At 60.6% G+C, this 18,678-nt stretch carries 20 protein-coding genes and 1 pseudogene; 17 read left to right on the top strand and 4 right to left on the bottom strand.

What is annotated here, in order from left to right:
• Window positions 1-226: 226 nt before the first annotated feature.
• The 4 genes from OCU_RS51220 (at window position 227) to OCU_RS51210 (ending at window position 3,680) form a co-directional block, all read left to right on the top strand.
• Window positions 227-688 (top strand): hypothetical protein, encoded by a 462-nt coding sequence (locus tag OCU_RS51220; RefSeq protein WP_148278286.1) that lies wholly within the window; start codon window positions 227-229, stop codon window positions 686-688.
• A gap of 4 nt (window positions 689-692) precedes the next feature.
• Window positions 693-1,460, top strand: a complete 768-nt coding sequence (locus tag OCU_RS47940; RefSeq protein WP_014381336.1) for a hypothetical protein — start codon at window positions 693-695, stop codon at window positions 1,458-1,460.
• Between the two features lie 197 nt (window positions 1,461-1,657).
• On the top strand, window positions 1,658-2,578 hold the full coding sequence (locus OCU_RS51215; protein WP_014381335.1) for a DUF6602 domain-containing protein: 921 nt from the start codon (window positions 1,658-1,660) through the stop codon (window positions 2,576-2,578).
• Window positions 2,579-3,098: 520 nt separating this feature from the next.
• Window positions 3,099-3,680 (top strand): hypothetical protein, encoded by a 582-nt coding sequence (locus tag OCU_RS51210; RefSeq protein WP_148278285.1) that lies wholly within the window; start codon window positions 3,099-3,101, stop codon window positions 3,678-3,680.
• A gap of 125 nt (window positions 3,681-3,805) precedes the next feature.
• On the opposite strand, the gene OCU_RS47935 is transcribed toward OCU_RS51210, so the two are convergent.
• On the bottom strand, window positions 3,806-5,974 hold the full coding sequence (locus OCU_RS47935; RefSeq protein WP_158520013.1) for a KAP family P-loop NTPase fold protein: 2,169 nt from the start codon (window positions 5,972-5,974) through the stop codon (window positions 3,806-3,808).
• Window positions 5,975-6,586: 612 nt separating this feature from the next.
• Here OCU_RS47935 and OCU_RS51935 point away from each other — a divergent pair.
• A complete protein-coding gene (locus OCU_RS51935) occupies window positions 6,587-6,859 on the top strand; it encodes a DUF3761 domain-containing protein (RefSeq protein WP_080587951.1) in 273 nt (90 codons plus the stop codon).
• 130 nt (window positions 6,860-6,989) lie between these two features.
• On the opposite strand, the gene OCU_RS51205 is transcribed toward OCU_RS51935, so the two are convergent.
• A complete protein-coding gene (locus OCU_RS51205) occupies window positions 6,990-7,232 on the bottom strand; it encodes a hypothetical protein (RefSeq protein WP_020823717.1) in 243 nt (80 codons plus the stop codon).
• Here OCU_RS51205 and OCU_RS47930 point away from each other — a divergent pair.
• Together OCU_RS47930 and OCU_RS47925 are read left to right on the top strand one after the other, a co-directional pair.
• Complete coding sequence (locus OCU_RS47930) at window positions 7,215-7,721, top strand: tyrosine-type recombinase/integrase (RefSeq protein ID WP_020823716.1); 507 nt, start codon at window positions 7,215-7,217, stop codon at window positions 7,719-7,721. The genes OCU_RS51205 and OCU_RS47930 overlap by 18 nt on opposite strands.
• 314 nt (window positions 7,722-8,035) lie before the next feature.
• Complete coding sequence (locus tag OCU_RS47925; protein ID WP_014381331.1) at window positions 8,036-9,013, top strand: hypothetical protein; 978 nt, start codon at window positions 8,036-8,038, stop codon at window positions 9,011-9,013.
• Between the two features lie 221 nt (window positions 9,014-9,234).
• Here OCU_RS47925 and OCU_RS51795 read toward each other — a convergent pair whose 3' ends face one another.
• Both OCU_RS51795 and OCU_RS47920 read right to left on the bottom strand, forming a co-directional pair.
• Window positions 9,235-9,360 (bottom strand): hypothetical protein, encoded by a 126-nt coding sequence (locus OCU_RS51795; protein WP_014381330.1) that lies wholly within the window; start codon window positions 9,358-9,360, stop codon window positions 9,235-9,237.
• 194 nt (window positions 9,361-9,554) lie between these two features.
• Window positions 9,555-10,697 (bottom strand): hypothetical protein, encoded by a 1,143-nt coding sequence (locus OCU_RS47920; protein ID WP_014381329.1) that lies wholly within the window; start codon window positions 10,695-10,697, stop codon window positions 9,555-9,557.
• 160 nt (window positions 10,698-10,857) lie between these two features.
• Here OCU_RS47920 and OCU_RS47915 point away from each other — a divergent pair, with 160 nt between their 5' ends.
• The 10 genes and pseudogenes from OCU_RS47915 (at window position 10,858) to OCU_RS51450 (ending at window position 18,610) form a co-directional block, all read left to right on the top strand.
• On the top strand, window positions 10,858-11,115 hold the full coding sequence (locus OCU_RS47915) for a hypothetical protein (protein ID WP_036459781.1): 258 nt from the start codon (window positions 10,858-10,860) through the stop codon (window positions 11,113-11,115).
• Window positions 11,112-11,813, top strand: a complete 702-nt coding sequence (locus OCU_RS47910) for a hypothetical protein (RefSeq protein ID WP_014381327.1) — start codon at window positions 11,112-11,114, stop codon at window positions 11,811-11,813. Before OCU_RS47915 ends, OCU_RS47910 begins: the two co-directional genes overlap by 4 nt.
• Before the next feature lie 134 nt (window positions 11,814-11,947).
• Window positions 11,948-12,133 carry a hypothetical protein gene (locus OCU_RS47905; protein WP_148278284.1) on the top strand — a complete coding sequence of 62 codons (186 nt, stop codon included), beginning with the start codon at window positions 11,948-11,950 and terminating at the stop codon, window positions 12,131-12,133.
• Window positions 12,130-12,363 (top strand): hypothetical protein, encoded by a 234-nt coding sequence (locus OCU_RS47900; protein WP_014381325.1) that lies wholly within the window; start codon window positions 12,130-12,132, stop codon window positions 12,361-12,363. Before OCU_RS47905 ends, OCU_RS47900 begins: the two co-directional genes overlap by 4 nt.
• 434 nt (window positions 12,364-12,797) lie before the next feature.
• Window positions 12,798-15,074, top strand: coding sequence for a bifunctional DNA primase/polymerase (locus OCU_RS47895; RefSeq protein ID WP_014381323.1), 2,277 nt, complete (start codon window positions 12,798-12,800; stop codon window positions 15,072-15,074).
• Between the two features lie 434 nt (window positions 15,075-15,508).
• A pseudogene (locus OCU_RS51930) lies at window positions 15,509-15,607 on the top strand (hypothetical protein); the annotation flags it as partial.
• A gap of 90 nt (window positions 15,608-15,697) precedes the next feature.
• Window positions 15,698-16,150, top strand: a complete 453-nt coding sequence (locus tag OCU_RS47890) for a hypothetical protein (RefSeq protein WP_014381322.1) — start codon at window positions 15,698-15,700, stop codon at window positions 16,148-16,150.
• Between the two features lie 92 nt (window positions 16,151-16,242).
• A complete protein-coding gene (locus tag OCU_RS47885; RefSeq protein WP_036459770.1) occupies window positions 16,243-16,950 on the top strand; it encodes a recombinase family protein in 708 nt (235 codons plus the stop codon).
• On the top strand, window positions 16,947-17,174 hold the full coding sequence (locus OCU_RS47880; RefSeq protein ID WP_014381320.1) for a hypothetical protein: 228 nt from the start codon (window positions 16,947-16,949) through the stop codon (window positions 17,172-17,174). Before OCU_RS47885 ends, OCU_RS47880 begins: the two co-directional genes overlap by 4 nt.
• 5 nt (window positions 17,175-17,179) lie before the next feature.
• Window positions 17,180-18,610: a tyrosine-type recombinase/integrase gene (locus tag OCU_RS51450; RefSeq protein ID WP_036459765.1), complete on the top strand. Its 1,431-nt coding sequence runs from the start codon at window positions 17,180-17,182 to the stop codon at window positions 18,608-18,610.
• The last annotated feature ends 68 nt before the right edge of the window (window positions 18,611-18,678 follow it).

Genomic DNA, 18,678 nt, shown 5'->3' with positions numbered 1-18,678 from the left:
GCAGCCTCGCAGCCAACGGGGGCCCCATTTGTATCGGCCCGCACAGACGTTCAACCGGAACGTGTCACTGGGGTTTCCGGTTGTGAAGCACTGTCGGTTGTTGTGGATAATGTCCTCTGACCAGCTGATCGTGAGAGCGCTCCAACAGGACCAACTGTGCTCCCAGGACACGCCCTAGAACCGCGCAAACCTGGCGCCGTTGGGCCTGACTGAGAGACTTTGACGCGTGGCATTAGAGATCGTCGTAGCCCTAATTGGTGGGGGCGCTGGCCTCGCTACCGGCGCTATCGGCTCCCTGGTCGCGCCCTGGGCCAACTGGGGCATCGAGCAAAGGCGGTTGCGGCGAGCGATCCGCCTCGAACGGATTAGTGAATGGCGTTCAGGAGTCGCGGTACTACGCAGAGCCGAACTCGAAGACGGTAAGTCCCAGCGAGTCGCGAAACGCGCCACGCTCCGAGATCGGATCACCGATCCCATTGAGTATGTGAACGTTGTGCCAGATCCAGATTTGGCCAACGTCCAAACCAAGCCGTGGTACGGCACGCTGAGGCGCGAGCTATCCGGGAAGACTGTTCGACAGATCGCGGCGTTATCGGCGGAACCTTTGCAACAGCGTTTAGGTGCGGTACCAGACAAGCTGGACGAGGAGATCAATCGCCTTGAACGTGATAAGTGGCAGTTGGTCTAGATCTGTGACAGACGACGAATGGGAAGCCAGCCCGCCCGGAGAGGCAATGACCGCATTTAAGCGGTACATCTACAATCTTCTTGGCGTTGTGATGGCTGGGGGCATCGGAGGGCTTCTTACCGGAGCGATGTCCGCGGTCCTCAAGGCGATGATTCCTGCGAGAGATGCTGCGCTCATCGACGCGAACTATCAGAAGTCGCAAATGTGGGGACTCTCGATCATTGCGTCATTCGGGGCGTTCGAAGCTTACGTCGAGGATTTCGCCAAGGGCGTCATGAAGCTGAATAGCGAACTTCTTGATGACGAGAGGATTCTCCAGTTGAAAGTCCATGTGCGCGATCTGCTGGCACCTGAGGAAGAGAAGTTCGACAGGGTATATCGCGCAATGAATGAGGCTGCGGGTAGGAAAGCGGGCATCTGGCGCTATGAAGAGGTCCTCAAGTTTGTCGGTCTCAAGGACGAGGTACCGCTACCAGACATTATCGAAGATGAGTTCAAAATGGCTCAGATGGTGCGGCACGTATGGGCACACAATGCCGGTATCGCCGACACACAGTTCGTTAACCGCTCAAGGAGTCTCGGCTTCGGCTTCGCGAAGGGCGAGGTTGTCGCGATCAGCCAGAATCAAGCACAGGGTTACATACTGGCGATCACCGCCTACGGAGTCGTAATTGCGAATAGACACCGACAGCAGTGCGGGCTTCCTCCGATGCCGATTGGCGGAGGATCAGATAACCCGATCATGAACGCTTTCCGAGACTTCTACAGCTAGGCGGCCAACATAGGGTGGATGCGCGGCAACGGCGCCTTTGATTTGAGCTCACGGACGTTGTGGGGCGTCCCCGGCGTGCATAAATCGTAAGCCAGTACCGGCCTACGTCCAGGTGGACGTGCTCATAGCGGCCTTCGGCTCGGCACATCCACGCAGGAGCGCTTTAGCCCGCCCTCGATGGCGTATAAACCATCAGTATGGAGCATGCACACCATGCCTGGCTAAGCGCCCTAGCCGAGGACATCAACGCCGAATACTGGCAGGTCCGTCGCAAGCTCGAAGGGCCCGAGAACATACAACAACGAGGCCACCATTACGAGGCGCTGTTTCGTCGCTTGTTACTCAGATGGATTCCACCGCAGTACGAGATTGGGACGCGAAAGTATCTGCTCCTCGAACGCGATATCGATGGCGAGACCTATTCCAACGAAACAGATCTTGTCATCTTTCATCCATCTTATCCGCGTGAACTGCGCGAGCGCTCAGAAGTGCTTGTCGCTGGCGTCGTTGCGGCATTTAGCGTGAAGTCCTCCCTAGACGCCCAAGTCCTTCAAGACGCGATTGCCGAGGCTCGATTGGTACGCGACGGATTCGCCGAACGACAGGGCTTGATTGTCGGCGAATTGGTGTCCCCACTGATTTACGGGGTGTTAACGCACACCCACGATCTATCAGCGTCCACGACACGCGCAGCGGTCACCAACGCACTTCTCGCTGGAGCGAATGGCGAGGAAGTCCCCCGCAGGCAGCTCGACATTGTTTGCGTTGCCGACCTTGACTGCTGGTATCGGACGGCTGAATGCCTTCAGCACGAGATTGGCTCGCCCGATCCGTCGGACTATGACACATACACCGACTTCTGGCACTCGGCCTACCATCCGCCTGAAATCGACCCGCAGCCAGTTGCCAATCCGAACCCAGTGGCGACCCTCGTCACTCAGCTCTGGGCAAAATTGGCTACGCGTGATCAACAACTGGCATATCTAGCTAGAGGCCTGGAAGTGACAGGCACGGGCAGCTTCGGGGGCTTAGGCCATCCGCGACCGCTGACAAAGATCGTGTCAGCGGCAGTGCACAAAGAGTTGTTCGCGCATGGCAGCAGGTACCGCATCGCGTAGTTGCTGTCGCCGGGCAGCCGGACGTAGAGGCTTTCGAGCGATCAATACGGATAGTCCCATTTGGGTTCTTCCCCTTGACGACCACCGCCGTCACGCGTTGCAAAACTTTAGTTTTGAGATCCATAAGGAAGAGGACGGGCGCTGCGTCGATGTCACTGGCTGTTCTCTCAGGCAGCGGCGTGTGCCGCCGGTTGTGACGCCTGATCCAGCGGTAGGCCAGGCTTATTGTTAGAAGGTGACTAAGGGCAGTCGGCTAAGGGCGGCACGTAGGCAGGGGTTGCTGTGCATATTCTGCGGCGCGCCCGTTGGTAGTCGAGAGCACATCTGGCCACAATGGATGCGTAAACATACGGGGATTGACTGCTTGGCCGTAAACCACAGTCAGACAGAGCGAGAGATCATTCTCGGCACCGATCCGCCGAGAGCCGTCGCGAAGCCACCAACGACGAAGCTTCACAGTGGCACGACCGTTTCTCGCAAGCTCGCAATCGTGTGCAAGGACAACTGCAACGGAGGCTGGATGTCGCGGCTCGAGAACAATGTGATGCCCATTCTCGCGCCGATGGTTGACGGCGCAGCACGCGATCTTAATTCTGACGATCAGAAAATGCTAAGTCGGTGGGCGGACAAGACCGTGATGATCATGGAGGCAACCAGCCCATTTAGCCGCACATCCAATCAGGCGGATCGAAGTCGTGTAATGGATGAAACGAATCCAAGCCCAGCTATCTTCACGCAGGTATGGCTTGGGCAAAACCTCGCGAGACCGAGAAACGCCGAGCTTCGAGGTCACAAAGCATTCACCCGTGGCCCTGTGGGAAACGAAGGTAGCCGCTCCGATGTGTTCACCGCAGGGCAAGTGCTCTTCTATGTCCTGAGCACAACGATTCCCTCTTGGGCACATGCAGTTCCTCCGGAAGTTCAGGAATTTTCTGACAAGCTTGTGAAGATATGGCCGCCAACGACGGCTACTGTGCGCTGGCCCCCGCCAAGTGCTTTCTCCGCCGACAACGACATCGTTCGGTTGCGAGACGCATTTGAGAATTACGCAGGCGATGCGGCGGCAAGACGCAAATGGCCGCCGCCGCTCACCTCGGCATAGGTACCGTCAATGCTTTAAAACGATGACACTTCACCGACCGCCGATAGCTCCGCTACGGTTTTCGAGAGGCCCGAAATATTAGTTGCAGGAACGTTTTCATGGCAGCTTGGGGTCGGTTGGCTGACTTATGATTCGTCCTCATCAGCATTGCCGTATTGGCCAAACTCCGGCGGTCGCCAACCGCTCTCGTATCGTGCCGCCAGGGCCAAGAGGTCCTCGAGTTCGAGCTCTTCCGTTGCGCGCAACTCTCCAAGCCGAGTTTTTAACATGGATTCGGAACCATAGATTTCCACAAGTGCATCCCACGCAAGGCGCGGCGTCTTACGCACGGCGCGTTGACCCAGCGTCGCACTTCTAACATCACTCACGGCCGAGCGCAACAGAGCACTCGTGACGATGGGTGAAGGATCTACAACCATAGGCGGTTCCTCCGCGGTGGTTTCCCTCACGGCGGTGAGCATGACTCGCAGAAGATCCGTCTCTGAACTCAAATCCGCCGCGGCGGTCGCCCGAACGTCCGCCCGCCATTGACGCTCAAGTTGGGCGACCATCTCGCGAGACGCGAGCTTCGCCCCCCGCCCCTCGCTATATCCAACGTCACTGATAATCTGCAGCTTGGCGCTTAGGCTATTTAGGCGCGGGATTATCTCCGAAAGGTGTCTTTCAACTGATTCCTGATCGGGTAGAACTTTGAGCAGACGAAGTGTAATGCGGCTGACTCGCAATCCTGAGCCTAAGTCGAACATACCGCGTTCTATTTCTGGAATATCGGGCAGCATATTGAGTAACACGATTGATGTTGGTGTCACCTGGTCTTCAGTGAATTTGCGCTCAAACGACTCAAGTGCAGCCAAAACATCCTGACGGAGTTGCGGATCCACACTGTATAGCAGCGTCTTTAGTGAGTGTTCGTCTGTCATCTTCTCGAACGCTTGCTCAGCGTAGTTGAAAGCCGTGAGGCTCGAACTTGCTATGCGCTCCAAATAGAAATTTAGAATATCTTTATGTGCAACTCGGCGTGAGGTTCGCCAATCATCTTGCCAGTCACTGCCGTAGATTGATCCGCCTACATAACGATTCGCTGCGGGAAATAGCCGCTGGATCATCGCCTTGATGATTTTCGCCTTGTCATCGGCAGAATCCACCAATTTATCCACTTGGGCTTGAAAGAGTGCGATATTGGGATTAGGGGTCATGCCTCCGTAAAACGCGTCATGAGTGGTAGTAAGTGCGTTGACGCTAGAAGCAAGGAGTAGGAAGGTATCGGGCAAGAATACGCGGATCGCCTCTAAGGCAATCGCATCAACTATTTGCACCTGCCCTTCCAGCTCGCCGGCAGTGATCCGCACTGCCAGTTCCAGCCGTCGTACATCGCGCATGTTTCGAATCAGGGGCCAAATTATCTCGAAGAATATGTCAGGCCACGCGTCGGATGCGAAATCAACCGCTGACGGTACGCCTTCGATGGCTGCGTTGAGGCTCTTAAAGACCTGCTGCTGGAGGATTGTGTCCGGTACAACTGGTATATCGATCGCAAGAGGTAGGATCTTCTCAAGATAATCTCGACCACGAATCCCCTCTTCTTCAAGGGCCTTTTCGACGCGCGCTCGATCGAATGCTGTTATGTAGACGACATTCGGGAAGCTTGCAGTCAATCTGATCAATTTGAATACATCACGTATTTCTGCAGTCGTTAAGCGATCAATGTCATCCAGCACCACGATGATTGGGTCCCGAAGGTTCGCCAAGCGGCCGGCGATCTTTGCCTTTCGGCTTGATATGCCACCTCGGCTGCGCTGCATCACTTTCGCTACGCCCTTATTGATAATACGCGCTCGATCAATCCATGTCCCCACCAGTGGGATCCAACCGAGGCCGTTTAACGCCTCGCCATAAGCCTCCAAATCTGCGCCAACCTCTTTGAGTTCGCGTTTGAGTTTCAACTGCGACGAAATCTCGACAAAGAACGCATCAACTAACGCCTGCGCACCGCTGAACATCCAGGGATTGAAGTCGAGTATAGGAACTCCCAAAGTGGCGAGTTCGCCGCGAACGAAGTTAACGAATGTCGTCTTTCCGGATCCCCATGGACCCAGCACACCAACAACCAGACCGTTCTGTAAGTCGAACATCGTGATTCGCCGCGCGAGTCGGCGAGCGGGGCCGACCCGTCCAAGCATGTCGTCTGCAGGATCTGTTATCGGATCTTCGCTCGGAATCTTCATAGCCTTATTAACGCATTCCTGGGGGCTGACATTGGTTACAAGACCCGCACGCCGCTGCTCCAGGGTCATGCCAGTCCTCGCAGTCCGCACCGCCTCCATCACTGATTTCATTGCCCGCGGCTTTCCGCGACCTCATTCGTTGGTACTGCAACGGTTTGAGCTGGCCATCGCGAACCAACTGCGAAATGTGCTATCAGCCGTGAGGGGCGGGAACGCTGAACCAGCGTTCTTAAGGTCCCGCTGACTCGCCTGGCTGCGCCATGGGTGTCGCCGATCCAGACGGCCATGCTCTGTGCGCTTCGGTGCTGACGGCGGTCAGCACGCAGCTCATGACAGGTCATCTTTTGCCATGTCGGACCGTGCTGACCTGTAGCATGTTTGCGCAGCTCAACTGTGTTATATGCGTCTTCGATTCCCGGCAGCTCCGACCATCGCGGTGGCAGCGGTTGAACCAGCTTTCGCGTAGCTATCCGCGACTTAGGCCGCACACTCAGGGGCGCAGGTGGGATCGGCGTCGCCCATGAGCGGCGAGCTTACTTTCGATACGAACTTACTGCGGGGCATTTTTGGTACTTTCGTCTGAAAACCCGCCTCACAGTGACAGCTACCAAGCTAACGTCCCCAAGACGGTAGTCGGGACTACCACAGCCAATCGTTTGGGACACAGGGAGTTGATGCACCATGATCCGTTCGGTACTCATCGGCACCGCAATCTTCATCGGAGCCGCTATCGGTGCGGCGCCCATAGCCGATGCGCAACCGGTCTTGGTAGCTCCGCTGTCGCCGCAAGCCCCACTTCCGTCGTGCGGCGGCTACACCAACGTCGACGGCCAATGCGTACCATCGCCGGACCACACACGAAGCAGCCTTCCTGACGGAGATGGCACATACAGCCACTCTCAACACAAGCAAGGGTCAGGCTCCTGGCACGGCGGGACCGGTCGGTCGAAATAGCACTAGTCGATATAGCACTATTCGAAATAGCACTATGGGGTGACGAAACCTCAACGTCGATTCTGGAGCCGCCGCTGGGCTTGGGCGGACTTCCGGGACAGACGCGTCAGATTGCTCTAACAGACGAGCATTACGGTGCAGCCGCAATTGCTTGCTCGGTGTAAACATCCCCGCCCGGCGAGGAGATGACCAGGCCCGCACGGCTTACGTCGTAGCGTGTGCCGTCGGTGTTACCCACCGTAAAACCGGTTGCGGTGGGAAAGGCGCTCGGCAGTTCGAGTTTCGCGTTGTCCTTCCGACGTAGTCCCTTGTAGCTATAGGTCCCCGAGCCATCGTCGCAGATCACCACCGCTGATTGAGCGGTGCGGAGCATGAAGGCAGCTCGGTAGGTGCAACGTGGACCATCGAGGATGCCGGCGGCAAGACTACGGAGAACGATCCGAAGTCGGCGATGTCTCGGCGGACCCTGCCGCTGCGGGATCGGCTGGTGACGGTGCTAAAGGCTGCGAAGGGGCGGCAGGCAGCCGAACGCCTGGTCCTGGGTCGCGATGGCGGCGCATGGACCTACGTGGTGTCGAACGAGATCGGCGAACCATACTCGCCTGCGGTTCTTTCGCGATACTGGCGCGACGCCGTGAAGGCCGCCGGTGTGCGCCATATCAAGCTTCACGCTGCGAGGCACACCTGCGCAACCCTGATGCACTTGAACGGGGTGCCTGCCGCAGTGATCGCCGCGTGGATCGGGCACAAGGACGCATCGCTCACGATGAAGCTGTACCCCCATTCCCAGGACGATGCGCTGAAGGCCGCTGGTGACACTTTGAATCGGGTTGTGACATCCCGTGACACTGACACGGCCTAGTCGAACAGATCGAACGGCGTCGCCGCAGTTCAACGTGGAGCCGATGACGGGAATCGAACCCGCGTATTCAGCTTGGGAAGTATTTTCGCTGTGCGAACAGGTGAGCGATAGTCACTGGTAGGCGGGCTGAAGAGGGCCAGTGTTTGCACTGGTCAGATGCAAATTCGGTACGGCTAGCGGACGCCTCCGGTACGGCGTCGGTACGCCCACAGTTCGGCTGCGTCTACGGGACCGTTACGGGACCATCGAACACATGGGCGACACGTTCGGCGACACGCCGAGAGATGTCATAGCGCGGCAGCACAATTGGCTCCGTGAGCGAGGCCCCGGTTGAGGACGTCGGCGAAGGAACGTCCGAGACGATCTACACCAACCCGTGGATTGCCGAGTACAAGCGGCGCCAGGCGATGTTGATGGCGATGCGGGCGTTTGAGGTCATCGCGATGATGCGGGATTTGAACCTCACGTCGTACGCCTTCAGCAAGAACGCGGAGGAATTGCAGGCCCACATTTGGCGGTATCCCGAGATCGGCCAGAGCCAGCCGTTCAACCCCGACGTGGGCGACCCCTTCGGCATCGAGCTGGCTCGACTCCTCGCGAACTTTCTCGGCTCGGTGAAGTCGCTCATCTCGGGTCAGCGAGCAGTCCTACGCGACATCTGGCCGAGCATTGGTAAACAGCTGTCCGAGTTCGAGCGCGGCGAGTACACCAAAAAGCGCCTCGCCGTGTTCGAAGCAGACGAGGCGAAGCTGCTCGTAGAACTACGCAACTATTCCCAGCACAAGTTCCTTCCTTATCTGAACCCGGCGTGGCAGTTCTCCCAGACGATGCCCATGGCGGAGTTCCAGTTCCGGCTGCATGTTGAGCCGCTATTGAAGTGGGACGGCCTGAACGCAGAGGTACGTACTTACCTTGAGCAGCAGGGCAAGTCGATTGACCTACAGCCGATTATTGGCCGCTACACGGCAGCGGTACGCGAGTTTTACAGATGGTTCTGGGAGAAGGTTGACGAGAAGATGCAACCAGAGCGCGTTGAATACGACGCGCACGTGGCCGAGTTGACGGTCTACGGCGAGGAAGTGTTCCTGACGCCGGATTGGGTCCGACAACCCGGCGGCGAAGCGCCACCGGGATGGAACGGTGCTCGTTGGCGGCGGCGGTCGTTGGCCGAGATTCGGCAACGGCGCTGGGCTCTCGGTCACCGGTCGTTCCGCGGTATCGCCGTCGACAGTCAAGGCGTGGCTGAGGTCGGCGAACACCCGTGGACACCGATTGTGTTGCGAGTCAACTAGCGCCGCTGGTGTGCAACCGGGGCGGGCGCGAACAGCCAACCTGGGAGGAATGTGCCCCAACCCTCAACCCGCCCCGGCGACCGACTAGGGGTATGCCGCCCCGGCGGCCTACCGCACCCGTATCCGTGTGCGCGCGGCGCGGGCAGCTCACGCTACTGGCGGCGAGGCAGGCGGCCAGGGCGGGGTAGCCGGGTGCTGGTAACCCCCACCCTGGCCACGTCTCATCCGGCCACCTGTTCACCGGGGTAGCCCTTGACCTCGTCGCGCGGCCTGCGGTGCTGCCGGGGCGGACCGACCGCATACGGGTTGCTGCTGTCTGGCGGGTCGATGCGCGGCGCACGCGGCATGTACTTGCCGCCTTCGGATGGTGGCTGGCGATTGAGGTGCGGCGCGACTGGCCCTGGCCCCCATGAGAACTCGGTGCTTTGGTCACCGGCCTGTTCGCAATCGAGACGAAGTGGGTTCTGTGCCCCGCAGCGTGGTGGCTGAGGCGGTAGCGGGTCGCGGTACGGCTCTGCTGACCTCGTGTAGCGAGCCACGGTTACGTCTCAATCGTCGGTGGGGCGTAGTTGAGGTTGGTCGTGATCTGCACGACGACCGCTGCGCCCCGGTGCCGGGTGCCGGTGCCGAACCCGCGAGCAAAGAAGGATTCTTGGATCGGGTACGGGCCGCGCCCAGGAATATGTCGCAGCCCTTGGTAGGCCGGGTTGATGTGTTCGCGGAAGCCGACCGGGTTGCTGTCGCTGTTCGGCCCGCCGGTAGCGACCAAGGCGGCGTAATACCGCGGCATGTAATTGGACTTGATGATGAGGGCGTTGTTGTAGGAGCCCCACACCTGTAGTCCGTTGTACTCGGCGTTGGGGATTGGGCCGTGGATCTCTTCGTTTGAGATCCACGCGGGCATGAGCGCGCTCGGGATGAAGTCGTACTTGGGGACTGTTGCGCCGCCGTAGTCCACGCCAGCCTTCCACGCCGCAATGCTTGAGGCTTCAAAGTCGATGGGGTTGACGATCAACACCAACTGCGAGCCAGTGAACAGTCCGTATCCGTGCTCGGTCACGTGCTTGATCATGTTTTCGACATCGAGCGCATCGAGAACTGTTGAGCCGGTGGTGAGGTAGTGTTTGTGGGAGCCATCGAACGTCGTGCCGAGATAGGGCGGCGGCACCATGCCGTCACCGTTCCAAAGCCCAAAACAAGTATGACCCCATTCGTTGAGTTGGGTTGCGGGGTCGAGCAATCGGCGCAGAACTGAGCCAGTTGTGAGCTTGTTGTCGGCCTCGAACACACGGGTAACTTGCGCCGTAATTTGCTCTGCGGTGGCTTCGCGCAGGAACTTCCACGTTGCACGGAGTGCGATGTCGTAGTCCTTGAACGAGTAGCCAAGCCGCAGGACGTCGCTCGGCGGTCGGATCGCACGCGGGACACCAAATTCCGTGGCCTCCTCGAAGCTGTCCGATGAGATGCTCTGTGCGACTGCGTCGGCAACGTTGACCGTCTTGTAGCTGAGAATGTCGGTGACGCTCTTGCGCTCTTTGTTCCAGAGCTCAAGAACCTCTTGAACCTCGGCCCAGATATCGTTGAGATCAACGCCATCGGCCGTCTGATTGACCAGGACATCGCCGTGGGTGCTCACCCCGCCCTTGCCGCCAGAGCTGCCCCAAATGCGGAATTTTGTTGTCATGGTTGCCTACCTAGTTGTATGTGATTGTGAGAGACCCTACGCCTGAATTGCGCTGGGGCGCTGAGCGTTAACGAGGGGTGTGTGTCTACCGGCAACACGCCGGGGTAGTAGCGGATAGGCTCGGGTTAAGTACGAATGTCGTTGCGCGAAAGGACGATCAATGGCGCGCGTTATGGTGGCGACTCCGGTTGCCACTGCAACTACGAAACTGGATCTGTCGAATGATCCGACCATCAAGGGCAAGGCCGGTGCGGTCGCCTGGTATCGAGACGTGATGGGTTTGTCGAGCGTCGGCATGGGTCTCGTGACCAAGGCGACGAACGACCGCACTTTACCGAGCTACAAGATCAGCGGGGCCATCTGGTACTCGACTGTGGACCTCTACAACTTCGTGCAGCGGATGAGGAGAAGCGCATGAACCAGGGCGAACTGAGGGCGAAGTACGGCATGGACAATCCGCCCAACCCCGATGACCCAATTGCCGGAGCCGCCTTGGCCGCCGAGCGAATCACAGCGGGTGCACATGGCCGCGACAACGCTCCGCTGTTCGACCCGGCCTGGTGTCCTGCGATGTGGGAGCGGGCCAAGTCAGCGAAGCAAGAGCTGCTAGACGGCATAGCCGACAACCGCATCCGGCTCAACGACGCCAACAACTTGGCCGATCTGGAACAGCTGCCGGATGACGCTGTCGTGGTGTGGGCCGTGGGGGCGGGACTGGCCCACGTCGGACGGCCGCACACCCGACTTGATCGCGTTGACTGGTTCACATCGGTGGTGCAACTCGCCCAGGAGATCAACGACTACAAGGCTTACACCGACGACACGAGCATTCGGCAGCACCCCGCTGACTACGAGATGCGGTGCACCGTGAACATCGCGGACAACTGCACCGCTCCGGTCAGCCGCGACGTCAGCGACTACGGCGGCGGGACGACGCGGCTCATTCAGGTTCACCGGGGGCAGTTCGTGTTGTTGTTCCGCTGCTGCACCGCGTGCGAAGAGCGGGCTGGCGTGATCGCAGACAACAACTACAAGACCCACGTGATAGACGCCCGCGTGGACCTGCCACGGGGTGCGGTGATCGACAGCGGCAGTGCCGCAACACCGACGCCGTGACCTGCAACAAGGCAGAGGCGAGTCGCCAAGCGTCGCAACTACGGCGGGCCTGACCTGGGCGGATGCGGTTGTTGACAACCAACACATGTTTGTAAAGCGCGCGCATTTCGGCGCTCCCTGTCAACATGGCGCGTATGACCGCAGGGTGGTCCTGCGGGCGCGACGCCAAGGAGGCAACGATGTGGATGTGGGAGGGCCGGGCATTAGCGGTGCTTGGGGAGCTGCTGGAGCTAGCGGATGATTGCGAGCTGCCCCGCGACCGCGCGGTGCGCTTTCTGCAAGAGGCACTCAGCGCGGACGCGGTGGTGCAACAGGCATGATGACCTTCCGTCACTACAACGACACCGATGGAACCGAGACCTTTGAAGCACGCAGAATCGGCCAAGACCCGCCGAAGCGACAGTTGAAGGAACTGCAGAAGCTCATGGCGGCGATGGTTGTCGATGAGGGACAAGAGATTGAGGCGACACTGATCGTGCGGAGGATGCCGCGTACGAAAATGCGCCTGGAGGACTTAATGCTCAGTGGTGCAGATACATTCGGCGGTTAGCTCCGACGCGGCTACGACCGATGGCGTAGGGTAGCGGTACCGGACCCGTTCGGGTTCGGCGATTTTCGAGTGACCTAGGCGGGCGCACTCAAACGAACGCATCAACCGGTGCGGGGCTTTGAAGTGCGCCCGTTTTGCATTTGCCTGGCGGGCCTGAACTTAGAGGAAAGTTCATGTCTGTTGACCCAATGAAGGTCACGAACCTCAATGAGGATGGCGTGTACCGATACCTGCTGGAGCAGGGTTACCCGGTCACGCGGCGAATGATCAAATATGCCTTCCTCCGAAGGGAATTGGTTCCCGTTCGGCTTGGAGTAGGCAACTACGTGTCACGCCAGGATGCCCTGGATTGGGTCGAGTCACGGCGACAGCCGGGCAATTATGTTGCGCCGGAATACCAAGGCTCCCATTAGAAAAGTGTTGCCCCGGCGGGGATGGCAACCCACCGGGGCGGTACGAACCAACAACTTGGCAGCAGAAGGACCGTGATGCCTAGCTTACCCGAGCAGCCCGTCCGTCGAAAGTCGAAGCGGCCCAGTTATGTCGGAGGCTATTCCGATGTGGTGCAGATATACCTTGAGCAAGGGTGGAAGTCCGTATTGCCATTACCTCACGGGCAGAAGTGGCCGCCCCCGACTGGATTCACAGGACACGATGCACGACTGCCAACGCATGGACAACTTGAGACTTGGCGGCGTGAATACCCCGACGGCAATGCTGCCTTGTATCTCACGGATGGGCTGTTGTGTGTAGACATCGACAACTACGCCAAGAAGCAGCGCCCAGCGGGCCGGGCGTTGGAGGTAGTTGACGAAGTGGAAGGCCGCGCAGGTTGCCGCTTCCCTGAGACGTGGGCGTTGCGCAACAGAACCGATGGCAGCGAGAAGCGGTTATATCGCGTACCGAAGGGGCTGAACTGGCGCAGCAATCTCGGTGCTGGTGTTGACCTTGTTCACGCGGGGCACCGTTATGTGAACGTAGGCATCAACCCCGACACCGGCACCCCCGAGCATTGGTACGCGCCTGATGGCGAGCTGTCGCGGGAGCCGCCGCGACCACAAGACTGCACTGAGCTACCGGACAAGCTCGTGCTGGAGTTGATGCGTGACGCCAACGGGCAGGAGGTGCGCGGCCTCGCAAGCGTGGGTGCTGCACGAAAACTGCTGAAAGCGCTGCCGACCGGCGTGATGGATGTAGGGGTGCGGGACTTGATGTTGCGCGCCATACGCGACGTGAACGGCCTGGAAGGCGGTCGCCATGACGCCACGCTGTGCCACGTGCGTGACCTCGTGGAGTATGGCGCAGCTGGGCTGCTCGGTACCAATACGGCGCTCGGCGCGCTGAAAACCGAGTTTGTTGAGGCGGTGTGGGACTCACCTGGCCGCGGGACCCGCGAGGTCGCAGAGGACGAGTTTGATCGCATGAGGCTTAATGCGGGTCAGCTGGCAGGGGCGAAATCTGCTGAGGAGCTTGCGTTGATTGGCTCAGCGCTGAAGGCAATGGCGCCGGGCGGTATTTGGCACCCCGACTCGATTTGGCCGGCGACGGCCAACGACGACTACAAGGTGTTCCGAGTATTGGGGCCGTGCGAATGGGCCGCTGACGTCCCTGACACTGAGTTCCTGATTGCGAAGGTGTTGTGTCGCGACACGTTCGGTGTAAATGCCGGACCCAAGAAGTCACTCAAGACGCACGACAATCAGGCAATCGCGTTCTCCGTCGCGACCGGCACCAACCTCTACCGCAGTGAGGAGTTCCCGGTGCGCCACCAAAGCGTCGTGTTGTACATCGTTGGTGAAGGCGGACGGGAACCAGTGCAGCGCACCATGCATCGGATGGCCCGCGCGTATGGGTTGAAGTTGTCTGATATCCAGCGAGACCCACAGTTTCCGCTTGTGGCGGCGTTCGGAGCCGCACCGATTGACAGTGACAACTTCCGTGATGATGTGAAGCGGTTGCTAGACACGTATCAACCAGAACTGGTGTTGATTGAGAGCTTTTACAATTTCCACCCGCGAGACGTGCAGGCGGGTGACCTGTATCAGCGTGGGCAGATCATCGACGCATACCACAAGTTTGTCCGTACTGAGTGCGCTGGCGCGACGTCACTGTTGACCGACCACTACCGCTCGACCGGCACAGCCAAATCGCTAGATCTAGACAGCATCTCGATGGCCGGGCAGGCCGAGAACGCCGATAGCTGGATTACCCGGTACCACCGCAAGCCCCCGAACGTGCCTGAAGGCGAGTTCTGGTTACGCACAGGGTTCAATAGTCGTCAATGGGGCGGTACCGAATGGCAAATTGACTGGAACCTCGGGCCGTTCAACCACGGCGTCGGCCACCACGTTGGCGAGATCACATGGGACGTCGCATCAGCGGTGACCGCTGAGAAGAAGGACGGCACCAGCCAGGCGCATACGTCACCTGGACGGCAGGGGCTGATTCTTGAGTATGTGCGAGCCAACCCTGCCACTAGCAAGACCAATGCAATCGAATTGCTCGCGAAAAGCCATCAGGTGCACGAGAAGAGCTTTCGCGTTGATTGGCAGGAGCTTGAAAACGCACAGCTGCTCGTACAAGACCCCGATGGCCAAGTACCGCGTAGGCGCGGCGACAAGACGGTGATGGTAAAGGCGAAGGTTTGGAAGTGTGCCAGCGGCAAGATTCGGCTGACCGATTCACAGCAGGACGGCGACGAAAATGACTGAGCGCGAGCCGGAGTTGGGCCGGACATCGAGCTTGTTAGCTCGCGATGTCCGGCTGATGTCCGGCCCACCCCTTGCAAGCCGCACATTGAAAATGGTGTCTAGCAGTGCGTTTGATGTCCGGCTCATTGCGCCGGACCTGGGCCGGACTTGGGCAGACAGGGCTTCGCCGGGTGGCGTGGCCGGGGTGAACCCCGGCCCACCGGCTGAGCCTATAGGGCCGGACATCGCGAGCCGGACATCGAAATCGGCGACGCGGAGGCCGAACCGCGAGCCACACAGAGAGAACAGGAGATTGCAGTGATCACGTACGACCGGCTACCGCCACCGTATTGGTGGGAGCCGCAAAAGCCAACGCGACGTGGAATACCAACGCGCCCGAGACGTAACCCGCGTCGGGCGCCTTGGCCAGAGGACCGAACACGACCGGGAGAACGATGATGCCGACCTATAAACGCGCCGACCTATCGAGGGTGCTTCCTGCTGTCCGATGCACAGCGCGGAAGCGGAACGGCGAGCCGTGCCGGGCCATGGCTGCTCGCGGAGCCAACGTTTGCAGGGTCCACGGCGGCTCTGCGCCCCAAGTCCGCGAGGCCGCACGACGCAGACTCGACCAAGCTGCTGATGTGTTGGTGCAGCGGTTACTCGCTTTCGCGCTCGACGGCGACGTAGCGGACAACGTTGCCTTGCAGGCTATTCGCGACGCGCTGGACCGCGCGGGTATGGCCCCTAAGACCGAAGTCGAAGTTGGAGTAAAGGCTCCATGGGAAGAGATGCTCATCGACTTCGCGAACGTTACGCGTGCCGAGCACGCGGCCATGCGCGGATTGGCACCACCCGCCCCGGTCGACAAAGCCGACGAGCCCATGGAGGTCGTGGACGCGGAGGTCGTGGAGGACGGCCCCGAACCGCAGCCCGAGCGCGACGGAGAGCGTGCGAACGCTACCGGCGCACCTCCGTCCTTCGCCGAGCGTGCGCAGCCGCCGAGCCGCGAGCTAGCGACCCTGGAGGACGCGACCGCCGACGCGGCCGCAGCGAACCGGGCCGCGCGGGTCGTGCGGGTACGGCGCAAGCGTTAGCAGCTTTGTACCAGCGTTTGTGCCGTGCTGGCGTAGCTTTATCTCCGTATTCAGCTACGCCGCAGGTCAGCGGCCTGACGAGAGGAACAAGTATGCGAGTAGTCGCGTACGTGAGGGTGTCGTCCGCGCACCAACAGGAGGCTTACGGGCCGGAAGTGCAGAGCGCGGCGATACGCGCTTGGGCAAAGGCCGGTGGGCACAAGGTTGTGTCGTGGCAGACCGACGTGATCAGTGGCGCGTCAGAGCTACGCGACCGGGCCGGGTGGTGCGAGGCAGCAGCCCTGGTCAAGGGCGGGCAGGCGCAAGGCGTGGTCGTCGCCCGACTTGACCGGCTGGCCCGTGATGTCATGGTGCAGGAGTTGTTGCTACGCAAGCTGTCCGACCTCGGCGGCATCGTCTTGTCGACGCGCGAGAACGAGCACGAGATGCTCAACGGCGAGTCAAAAGACCCGTCGCGCAAGCTGGTTCGTGTGATCATGGGCGCCATTTCCGAGTACGACCGCGAGATGACGGTGGATCGGCTCGCAGCAGGCCGCGCAGCCAAGGCCGCTCGCGGCGGCTACGCGCACGGTGCGCTGCCTTATGGGTACCGCAGCGCCAAGGGCCAGCTGGTGCCTGTGCCTGCCGAGCAAGCCGCCCTGGCCAAGATGAAAGCGCTTGCAACGCAGGGTGTACCGGTGAACGAGATAGCGCGTGAGCTGACCGCAGAGGGGCACCCGACCAAGCGGGGTGGTCGGTGGTGCGGCGCAACGGTCGCGCGAATCCTGCGCCGCGCCAACGTGAACGGTACAGCAGCATGAGCGACTACTACCCTCCGAACACCCACGTGTTCGTGGTGATGCCCGGCGACCCGCACACGGGGGAGGTCGGCACCGTGACTGAGACGCGCAACGACGCGGGCGACATGGTGCACAAGGTTCAGTTCTGCGAGGGGCGCGACGACTACCCCCACCACGTCGGCTACTACCTAGCCGATGAGCTACGCGACGCACGTTTGTACCGGCGCAGAGAGCGCAGGGGCTGATACCCATGGCAAGCGTTCAGAAGCGCGTACGCGCCAGCGGTACAACAACATACGTGGTGCGTTGGTACACGCCCGACGGCACCGAGCGCACCAAGGGCGGGTTCCGCACCCGCAAGGACGCCAAGGCGTTCGCCGCCAAGGCCGACGCCGAAACGTTGACGGGCATGGACTTCGACCCCGGCAAGGGCAAGATGCTGTTTCGGGACGCGGCGGCGATCTGGTTGGAGTCGCGCAAGGCCGACACCCGCAACAACGCCGAGAACCACCGCTACGCGCTCGCCCCGGCCGCAACCCGGCGCGGCGACGGCAAGACGCTCGGTATTGACGCGGTGTTCGGCAGCTACCCGCTCAACAAGATCACCCGCGAGTACATCCAGGCGTGGGTCAACCGGCTCACCGACGCGGGCAAGAAGCCGTCTACCGTGCGGCACGCGTTCTGGACCGTCCGCATGGTCTTGGAGCAGGCCGTCGTTGATGGCCGGCTGGCGAAGAGCCCCGCCGTGCACATCAAGCTCCCCACCGAGACCGGCACTAACGGCGGCCAAGTCGGCGTGGTCGTGGATCGGGCCATGTTCCTCACGCCCGCAAAGGTTTCCGCGCTCGTGGACGCGACGCCCTGGCCGTACAACATCCTAGTCCACGTCGCGGCGTGGGCGGGTTTGCGGGCGGCGGAACTGGGCGGGCTCACCATCGCGAACGTCGAACTGCCGGACCCGCCGCTGAACCCGAACGCCCCGGCGAAGCCAGGGGTGCTGCGAATTGAGCAGGCCGCGCGCGCGAAGGGTTCTGCCATCGAGTACGGCCCGCTCAAGACCAAGCAGAGCTACCGCCGTGTGCCATTGACCGCCGAGACGACCGCGTTGCTGCGGGACTACCTCGCCGAGCACCCGCGCCGGGACGAGCCGACCGCACCCCTGTTCCCCGGTACGCGGCTGACGACGCCCCGGCCTACGGGAAGGCGGGCGACACCCGGCGCACCAGGAGCGGCCACTACGGGTGTGGAAGAGGCAGCGCCGAACGCGACCGCGAAGGTCCGCGCGCGACGGCAGGCCGACGCCCTGGCCGGTCTCACCGTGGAGGACGCCGAGAAGCGGTTGGTGCTCGACTGGACCCAGCCGCTACGCCACGCGACGTTCTACAAGTCCGTGTACCGACCGGCGGTGTTGCGCGCCAACAGGCTCACGCCGACCGCGAAGGTGGACACCGAGCAGTCATTCCACTCGCTGCGCCACACCTACGCCAGCTTGTGTCTCGCGGCGGGCATCCGGCCGATCGACATTGCCGAGTTGATGGGGCACCGGGACGTCAAGACGACGCTGACGGTCTACGCCCACCTGATCAATACCGACGACCACACCGGCAACATGGCCGCGCTCGGCGCTCTAGGGATCGCCAAGCCCGCCGGAAACGTCTTACCACTACCACGACGCGCCTGATCTCAGACGAGGACACGCCCATGATAAAGGTAGCGATGCATGAGATCGCACTGCCGTACAGAGCCAAA

Origin of the sequence: Mycobacterium intracellulare ATCC 13950, from assembly GCF_000277125.1 — a bacterium.
Classification (GTDB): domain Bacteria; phylum Actinomycetota; class Actinomycetes; order Mycobacteriales; family Mycobacteriaceae; genus Mycobacterium; species Mycobacterium intracellulare.
Note: the sequence above shows the minus strand (reverse complement) of the source record. Positions and strands in the feature narration are given on the sequence as shown.